Genomic DNA, 9,054 nt, shown 5'->3' with positions numbered 1-9,054 from the left:
TCGACGCTTTTGTTCTTTCGGGAGGCTCGGCCTTTGGCCTTGATGCGGCCAGCGGGGTGATGCAAGGCTTGCGCGACATGGGACGCGGATTTCAGGTGCATACCGCGCGTGTTCCGATTGTGCCTGCTGCCATCATTTTCGACCTCATCAACGGCGGCGAAAAGGACTGGACCACGTCACCCTATCCCGCTCTCGGGCAAGCGGCGCTGGGGAATGTAGGATCAGATTTCGAACTTGGCTCCGTTGGTGCGGGCACAGGTGCAATGAGCGCGACATTGATGGGAGGGACCGGATCAGCCTCACTTACATTGGATAGCGGCGTCACTGTGGGCGCCTTGATGATTGCCAACCCAATTGGGTCTGTCACCACGCCTGGCGAGCGCCATTTCTGGGCCGCGCCATTCGAAATTGATGATGAATTTGGCGGGTCTGGTCCTGACATGCGTGCAGGGCTAGGGCGCGATCTCAAGTCAGACAAAATAACCGCCATGATGCAGCAAGCGAATACTACGATTGGGATCGTCGCGACCGATGCAAACCTGAACAAGGCGCAGTGCCAGCGCCTTGCCACAGCTGCGCATGACGGGATCGCGCGCGCGTGCGTGCCAGCCCACACCCCAATGGATGGCGATCTGATTTTCGCAACCACAACAGGTTCGAAAGAGCTGGTTGCACCCGATCTGGAACTCGCGATGATTGGGCACGCGGCCTCGCTTTGCGTCGCGCGCGCAATCGCCCGCGCCGTGTACGAAGCCAGCGCGTCACCCAATGATTTATTGCCCACTTGGCGCTCCAAGAATGAAAGCTAAACTATGCCTTTTTTGAAGCTGCCAGATATCAACTACCACTATGAAATCGACGGATCGGGGCCACCTTTGATCTTGACTGCTGGTATGCTCAGCGACAGTGCCAGTTGGGGTATTCTCGTTCCCACGCTGAGCGAGCACTTTACCGTCATTCGTCCTGACAACCGGTCAACCGGACGGACGACACCTGCGCTCGCGTCAACCTCACCCCAACAGAACGCAGCGGACGTCTTAGCCTTGATGGACCATCTCAACGTCGCAAAAGCGCATGTTGTGGGGCATTCTATGGGGGGATATATCGCGTCGGAATTAACGCTTCTCGCGCCTGATCGTATATCCTCATTAGGGCTATTATGTAGCGCTCCGATGAATTTAAGCCGTTCTTGGCATCTCTTCCAAAGCTTCTGCGATATCCGCGCAACGGGTCCAGAGGACCTCTGGCTGCGTAGCCTGTTCCCATGGCTCTTTCATCACAGCTTCTTTGATGTACCTGAGCAAATCGAAGGGGCAATCGCCGCGAGTTTGAACTATGCCCACGCCCAATCCCTCGAGGCGATGCAACATCAGTTGAACGCGCTCAAACAGTATCGCCCGAACCCGTTTGGCAACGATCACACCACACCAACCCTCGCACTGCTGGCGCAAAACGATTTGATCGTCCCACATGACGCCGCATTTGAGCTGTTGTCGAACGTGAAAAGCGCACGCATCGAAACTGTGCCGAATGCGGGTCATTCACTCCATTGGGATGCCGCCGAGAGCGTTTTGTCCCATCTCATTCCTTTTCTGAAGGAGCATTCGAAATGACCCAAGATCGATTTGGCAACGCCACAAGCCCATGCAACGCAGAAACGGCGCAGGCCATTGATGATTTTATCGATGGCTTTTTGTCTTACAGGCCCAAGGCTGCAAACATTTTGGCTGGCGCAGAAGCCGACCCTAATTGCGCGCTCGCTAATGCCTACGCCGGTATGTTGTGGATGTTTCTTGAAGCACCTGTGGCAGCCGAAAAAGCGGCCCCATTCATAAGCCGTGCGGAATCTGCGGATACCACTGTTGCGCGTGAAATTTCGGTCGTTCAAATCGCCGCAACTTGGGCTTCTGGCGATGTGCCCTCCACGATGCAGCTATGCGAGCAACACGCCGACCTTTACCCCTGTGATCTAGTGATCATCAAATTGGCGCAGTATCTTTATTTCAACACAGGCGATGCGCCCGCGATGCTGCGTGCAGGCCTGAAGGCAATCCCAGACGCGCAAGACGAACCCTATGTCCACGGTATGATCGCGTTTGGGTATGAGCAGTGTCATCAGCTTGAACAGGCTGAGGTTTCTGCGAGAAAAGCGATTGAGATCTTGCCAAATGATGCTTGGGCGCATCACGCGATTGCCCATGTGATGCTGACCCAAGGACGTATCGTCGAAGGCGCCGCCTTTATGGAAGAAATGGCGCCACGTTGGGAGGGATTGAACAGCTTTATGTACAGCCACAACTGGTGGCACTTGGCGCTGTTTTACATTTCTATGGGCCAGCACGACGAGGTGCGCGCAGCCTATGACACGCATGTTTGGGGCCTTGAGAAGAACTTTGCGCAGGACCAGATCGGTGCCGCTTCTTTGCTCGCGCGGATGGAGTTGGCGGGCATCGATGTTGGTGATCGCTGGCAAGACGTGGCTGATCACATCGCCCAGCGCGGCGCGGATACGACTTTGCCGTTCCTCACCATGCAGTATCTCTATGCGCTTGGGCGTTCAAACGATCCAATGGCCGACACGTTGATCAGCGCGATCAAACAAAAAGCCAGCGCGCCAAGCTTTGAACAAGACGTTTGGCAAAACGTGGCGCTTCCTGCCTGTGAGGGTCTGCTCGCATACACACGTGGCGATTTTGAAACGACGGTAAAGGAACTCGGCGCGGCTCTCCCGCGTATGGCGGAAATCGGCGGTAGCCACGCCCAGCGCGATCTATTTGAACAAGTTCATCTGGATGCGTTGATGAAGACCGAACGCCTAGCCCAAGCGCAGCAAGTGCTGGAAATGCGACGCACCTATGACCCCGACGGTGTGCCGCTCAATCGTATGCTGGCAGAGGTCTATGAAAAAACCGGTCTGACAGAACTCGCTGAAACTGCGCGCGCGAGATCGCCACAATAGGTTTCACCTTTTTAAAATATCCTCGCCGAAGGCATCTAAACTTCTTCGACCTGCATGACGCCATCGAGGCTTTTGAGTGCACCTTTGATTTGCGGGTTCACTGGAAATTCGCGCCCCAGATCGACCTCAACCTCACCTGGTAGGCCACTGTCCATCAAGCAAAGCATCACAGGACCACGCGCGCCTTGCTTTACCGTTTCTTGGGCACGGTCAAGGACGGAGGCAATGTTCGGCAAAGCGATCTTATCTTCGACGAAAATGCGCAAAGCGGTTTGGCCTGCATCGGCAACCGCAACATCAATCGGTGCGACGGAGCGACCGAGCAGCTTGAGCTGGTCGCTTTCCATGGTCGCCTCAACTGTTACGACGACCTTCGATCCTGTTTCCAAATAATCACGACATTTTTCGAGCGTGTCTGAGAAGAGCGTAACTTCATAAGCGCCCGTTGTGTCACTGAGTTGGGCAAATGCAAAACGATTGCCGCGCGCAGATTTACGTTCTTGGCGGCCCGCAACAACACCCGCCAATTTGGCAACCAAAGCGCCGCCCTCAGCCTTGGCTGTGACATCATCGAGCGTCATAACGCCCTTGCGTTTGAGCGGTGCCATGTAATCGTCGAGCGGATGGCCCGACATGTAAAACCCGACTGCGCGGAACTCTTCATTGAGACGTTCGGCAGGCATCCAATCGTTCGTTGGCGATAGGCGCGGCTCCGGCAAATCATCGCCGGCTTCGCCAAAGAGCGAGACCTGATTGGAGTTCTTCTGCTCAAAGATCGCACTAGAATAGCTAACTAATCCATCAAGGCTATCGAAAACGCGGCGACGGTTTGGATCAAGCTGATCAAAAGCCCCAGAGCGCGCGAGCATTTCAAGCGGACGCTTCCCAACGCGTTTCAGATCAACGCGGCGCGCCAGATCAAACAGCGTTGCAAATGGCTTCTCTTGCCCCTCAATTTTACGTCCCTCAACGACCAATTTCATCGCCTCGACACCGACGTTCTTCAAAGCCCCCATCGCATAGACGAGCGCGCCATCAACCACCTTAAACGTCGCATCAGAGCGGTTCACGCAAGGCGGCACCCAAGGCAGATCCAGACCCTTTTTGACCTCTTCAAAATAGGTTGCGAGCTTGTCTGTAAGATGGATATCGCAGTTCATGACACCAGCCATGAACTCCACTGGATGGTTCGCTTTCAGCCATGCGGTTTGATAGCTCACAACCGCATAGGCCGCCGCGTGGGATTTGTTGAAACCGTAGTTGGCGAATTTTTCAAGGAGATCGAAAACCTCAGAGGCTTTCTTGGCAGGCACGCCATTCTCCTTGGCACCTTTTTCGAACTTAGGCCGCTCCTTCGCCATCTCCTCGGCGATCTTCTTACCCATCGCGCGGCGTAAGAGGTCAGCGCCGCCGAGCGAGTAACCCGCCATGACTTGGGCAATCTGCATAACCTGTTCTTGGTAAACAATGATGCCTTGGGTTTCCTCAAGGATGTAGTCGATCAGCGGATGCACGGATTCGCGTTCTTTAAGTCCGTTTTTAACCTCGCAATAGGTCGGAATGTTCTCCATCGGACCCGGACGATAAAGCGCCACGAGGGCAACGATATCTTCGATACAAGTGGGTTTCATCCGCTTCAGAGCATCCATCATGCCCGAGCTTTCCACCTGAAACACCGCGACGGTTTTGGCGGAGGCGTAGAGCTTATAGCTCGCCTCATCATCCAGCGGGATTGCACCGATATCATCGACCGCGCCTTCGGGCGGCGTGTAGAGTTCACGACCATCAGCGGCGATATGCAAATGACGACCACCCGCGCTGATCTGCTCCATCGCGTTTTGAATGACGGTCAGGGTTTTCAGACCCAAGAAGTCAAATTTTACGAGGCCCGCCTGTTCCACCCATTTCATGTTGAACTGGGTCGCAGGCATGTCAGAGCGCGGATCTTGATAGAGCGGCACAAGCGCATCAAGCGGGCGGTCCCCGATCACAACACCAGCGGCATGGGTCGATGCGTTTCTAAGCAAGCCTTCGACCTGCTGACCGTAGTCGAGCAGACGTTGAACCACCTCTTCATTGCGCGCCTCTTCGCGTAGGCGCGGCTCGTCCGCGAGGGCCTTTTCGATGGAGACCGGTTTGACGCCTTCGACAGGGATCATCTTGGACAGACGATCGACCTGCCCATACGGCATCTGCAGAACACGGCCAATATCGCGCACCGCGGCTTTGGAGAGCAGGGCACCAAAGGTGATGATCTGCCCCACCTTATCGCGGCCATATTTCTCTTGAACGTATTGAATCACCTCTTCACGGCGATCCATGCAGAAATCGATATCGAAATCCGGCATGGAGACACGTTCGGGGTTCAAGAACCGCTCAAACAGCAGCGAATACCGCAGTGGATCAAGGTCGGTGACCGTCAAAGCATAGGCCACGAGCGAGCCCGCACCGGAGCCACGACCAGGGCCAACGGGAATGTTGTTGTCCTTGGCCCATTGGATGAAGTCCGCAACGATGAGGAAGTAGCCAGGAAAGCCCATGCCCTCAATAATGCCAAGCTCGAAATCGAGCCGTTCTTGGTATTCTTCCACTGTCACCGCGTGGGGGATCACGGCAAGGCGCTTTTGCAAACCCTCATTCGCAATGCGGCGCAATTCGGCGACCTCATCGTCAGCAAACTTCGGCAAGATCGGATCACGGCGATAGGTTTGAAAGGCGCAGCGCTTCGCTATCTCAATCGTGTTTTCAATCGCTTCAGGCAGGTCCGCGAAAAGCGTCACCATCTCTTGCTGCGATTTAAAATAGTGCTGGGCAGTCAGCTTTCGACGCGGGTCTTGCTGATCCACATAAGCGCCTTCGGAAATACAGATCAGGGCGTCATGCGCCTCATACATGCTGGATTTCGGGAAATAGGCATCATTGGTCGCGACAAGCGGGATGTTCTTGGCATAAGCTATTTCGACAAAGCCACGCTCCGTCAGACGCTCCGCCTCGGGCAGACCGCCATCCTCGGGATGGCGTTGCAGTTCGACATAGAGGCGATCACCGAATGCGCTGTGAAGACGATCCATCAAAGCTTCTGCCGCGGGGCGTTGCCCGCCTTGCAAAAGTTTCCCAATCGCACCTTCTGGTCCACCAGAGAGACAGATCAAACCAGCGCTGAGCGCTTCAAGTTCGTCCATCGTGACTTGGGGAAGCTGACCGCCCTTATCCACATAAAGACAGCTGTTGAGCTTCATCAAATGTTCATAGCCCTGCTCGGTTTGCGCCAGTAAAACAACTGGCGCAGGTGGCTTTTCACGCTCACCCGGCTGTGGCGTGAGATAGGCAAGATCAACCTGACATCCGACAATGGGCTGAATGCCTTTACCAGCAGCGCTGACTGAAAATTCCAAAGCGGCAAAGAGGTTATTGGTGTCCGTTACCGCGACTGCAGGCATATCCAAGGATTTGCACAGGTCTGGCAGTTTCTTTAGCCGCATCGCGCCTTCCAACAAGGAATATTCCGTGTGAGTGCGCAGGTGAATGAATCGAAGGTCATTTGTCATGGACAACCGATACCGCGAGCCGACCGCCGTTGAAAGGACAAAGCCATCCAAAGTGCGGCTCAGAAGCGCCGATTTTCATGCTGGGAAAGAACTGTTTAGATAGAGCTTAGTAAGATCGACGTTTCGCTGTTCACGATCCCCTCAACATCGCGAACCTCCCGCAAAACACGGTCGAAATCTGCCAATGTTTCGGCGGTTAGGTGCCCCACAAGATCCCATTTACCATTCGTTGAGTGCAATTGGCGAAGTTCGGGAATGCCTCGCAAGCTACGAATGGTTTTGGTCGTAGATTGCCCCGCGACTTCGATCATAATGACCGCTTTGACGCCATCTGTCCCAACATCTTCGAGCGCTCGAATGGTAAATCCGAGAACAGCGCCACTGTCCAAAAGCCGATCTAATCGGTTTTGTACTGTCGCACGCGAAACCCCAAGCAAAGTAGAGAGCTTTGACACGGGCGCGCGACCATCTTCGCGCAAAATTGTGATGAGTTCACGATCGAGTTGGTCAAACGTTGGCATGAGCATACTGCTAACATATACTTATCAATCTACACAATATGAGTTCACAAACTGAACAAGATGGGCATGCGAAATTTCACCCCTCAATGCTATGAAGGGACAAACGCCGTGTTTACTTGATCGATCGATGCTTTAGCTGATCTCAAACAAGGCCCGACGACTTGATTAGAACTTAGGCTGAGGAACAGCATGAAAAAACTCAATCTACTTGGTGTCCCGATGGAAGAAGGGGCCGGTCGTCGTGGCTGCGTCATGGGGCCAGCCTCTTATCGCACCGCAGGGTTGGTCGAAGAGCTGTCCGCACTGGATTATGAAGTAACAGACCTCGGGGACGCGCGCGCCAACGCTGTGACCGACATTCAATCAGATTACACGCACCTAAAATTCCTGCCCGAGGTTGCGGGTTGGACGCGCTCTTTGCACAAACGGGCATTTGACCTTGCGACGTCAGACAGCATTCCAATCTATATGGGCGGCGATCATGCCTTAAGCCTAGGAACTGTGACAGGCCATGTTGCGGCGTCGGTAGAGATCGGGCGCCCACAATATGTGCTTTGGCTTGACGCCCATTCTGATTTCAACACGCCAGCAACTTCGCCGAGCGGGAATATACACGGCATGCCCATGTCCTTTGCTTGCGGCATTGCGGGATTTCCTGATTTGTTGGGCAAGCCACTGCCCGCAGCGCTTGATCCAAAGCAACTATGCTTCCTTGGCCTTCGCTCCGTTGATCAACAAGAACGGCAATTGCTGCAAGCCTCTGGCGCGTTGGCCTACGACATGCGCGCAATTGATGAGAACGGCGTCGTTTCACTTTTGGCCCCGTTTCTAGAGGAAGTCGCAAAAAACAATGGTCTGCTCCATGTCAGTTTGGACGTCGATTTCATCGAACCCAGTATCGCGCCCGCGGTTGGAACGACAGTTCCCGGCGGCGCGACGTTCCGCGAAGCGCATCTCATTATGGAGATGCTTTATGACAGTGGGTTGCTGACGTCGCTCGATTTGGTGGAACTCAACCCTTTTCTTGATGATCGCGGACGCACAGCGCGTTTGATGGTCGATCTTACCGCCAGCTTGTTCGGTCGTCGCGTGCTTGACCGTTTCACATCCAGTTATTGAGGACGTCCTATGTCACCGCTACCTTCCAACCTCGCATTTGTCCCTTTTGTCTCTGTCGAGCATATGATGGGGCTTGTTCATCATAAAGGCATTGAAACCATTCTGTGTGAATTGGCCGATCAGATCGAAGTTGACTTCAAACGATGGGAATTGTTCGACAAAACTCCGCGCGTTGCCAGCCACTCTGACGTGGGCGTTATCGAACTCATGCCCACATCCGATGGGGAAATGTACGGGTTCAAATATGTGAACGGCCACCCCAAGAACACACGCGAAGGTCTGCAAACGGTAACCGCCTTTGGTATGCTCGCGGATGTCGATACGGGATATCCCAAGCTGCTGTCAGAAATGACGTTACTGACTGCGCTGCGCACGGCGGCGACGTCTGCAATGGCGGCACGTCACCTTGCACCGAAAGGTGCGAAGACAATGGCGATGATCGGCAACGGTGCGCAATCCGAGTTCCAATGCCTTGCATTCAAGGCGATCTGCGGCATTGAAAATGTGCGCTTGTACGACACTGATCCCGCTGCCACGGCTAAGGCCGTACACAACCTGTCTGGCAAGGGATTGAATGTCATCCCCTGCGAGACGGGCGAAGCTTGCATGGAAGGCGCAGAGATCATTACGACCTGTACCGCAGACAAGCAAAATGCCACCATTTTGACCGACAACATGGTCGGTTCAGGCGTTCACATCAACGCAATCGGCGGCGATTGCCCGGGCAAGACCGAATTGCACCGCGATATCCTGCTGCGATCTGACATTTTCGTCGAATATCCCGAGCAAACTTGGATTGAAGGGGAAATTCAGCAATTGAATCAGGGCCACCCGATTACGGAACTTTGGAAAGTGATCACAGGTCAGGCACAAGGGCGCAAAGGCGACAAGCAAATTACGCTGTTCG

General features: G+C 54.4%; 7 protein-coding genes. 5 read left to right on the top strand and 2 right to left on the bottom strand.

Going from position 1 to position 9,054, the window contains the following annotated elements:
• The 3 genes from ABJQ89_RS15660 to ABJQ89_RS15650 form a co-directional block, all read left to right on the top strand.
• The coding region (locus tag ABJQ89_RS15660; RefSeq protein WP_348497099.1) for a P1 family peptidase at window positions 1–809 on the top strand (809 nt) is incomplete at its 5' end.
• Window positions 810–812: 3 nt separating this feature from the next.
• Window positions 813–1,613, top strand: coding sequence for an alpha/beta fold hydrolase (locus ABJQ89_RS15655; RefSeq protein ID WP_348497098.1), 801 nt, complete (start codon window positions 813–815; stop codon window positions 1,611–1,613).
• On the top strand, window positions 1,610–2,959 hold the full coding sequence (locus ABJQ89_RS15650) for a tetratricopeptide repeat protein (RefSeq protein ID WP_348497097.1): 1,350 nt from the start codon (window positions 1,610–1,612) through the stop codon (window positions 2,957–2,959). The genes ABJQ89_RS15655 and ABJQ89_RS15650 overlap by 4 nt, the downstream gene beginning before the upstream one ends.
• A 35-nt stretch (window positions 2,960–2,994) precedes the next feature.
• Here ABJQ89_RS15650 and dnaE read toward each other — a convergent pair whose 3' ends face one another.
• Window positions 2,995–6,507, bottom strand: a complete 3,513-nt coding sequence (gene dnaE, locus ABJQ89_RS15645; protein WP_348497096.1) for a DNA polymerase III subunit alpha — start codon at window positions 6,505–6,507, stop codon at window positions 2,995–2,997.
• 95 nt (window positions 6,508–6,602) lie between these two features.
• The gene (locus ABJQ89_RS15640; RefSeq protein WP_348497095.1) at window positions 6,603–7,028 is read right to left on the bottom strand and encodes an Lrp/AsnC family transcriptional regulator; all 426 of its coding nucleotides are present in this window, start codon (window positions 7,026–7,028) and stop codon (window positions 6,603–6,605) included.
• Between the two features lie 189 nt (window positions 7,029–7,217).
• Between ABJQ89_RS15640 and rocF the strand changes: the two genes are divergently transcribed.
• Window positions 7,218–8,147, top strand: a complete 930-nt coding sequence (rocF, locus tag ABJQ89_RS15635; protein WP_348497094.1) for an arginase — start codon at window positions 7,218–7,220, stop codon at window positions 8,145–8,147.
• A gap of 9 nt (window positions 8,148–8,156) precedes the next feature.
• A partial coding sequence (locus tag ABJQ89_RS15630) for an ornithine cyclodeaminase (RefSeq protein WP_348497093.1) occupies window positions 8,157–9,054 on the top strand: 898 nt, incomplete at its 3' end.

Origin of the sequence: Planktotalea sp. (genome assembly GCF_039984035.1) — a bacterium.
In the GTDB taxonomy this organism is placed as follows: Bacteria; Pseudomonadota; Alphaproteobacteria; order Rhodobacterales; family Rhodobacteraceae; genus Planktotalea.
The sequence above is the reverse complement of the archived record's forward strand: the minus strand, read 5'-3'. Positions and strand labels throughout refer to the sequence as shown.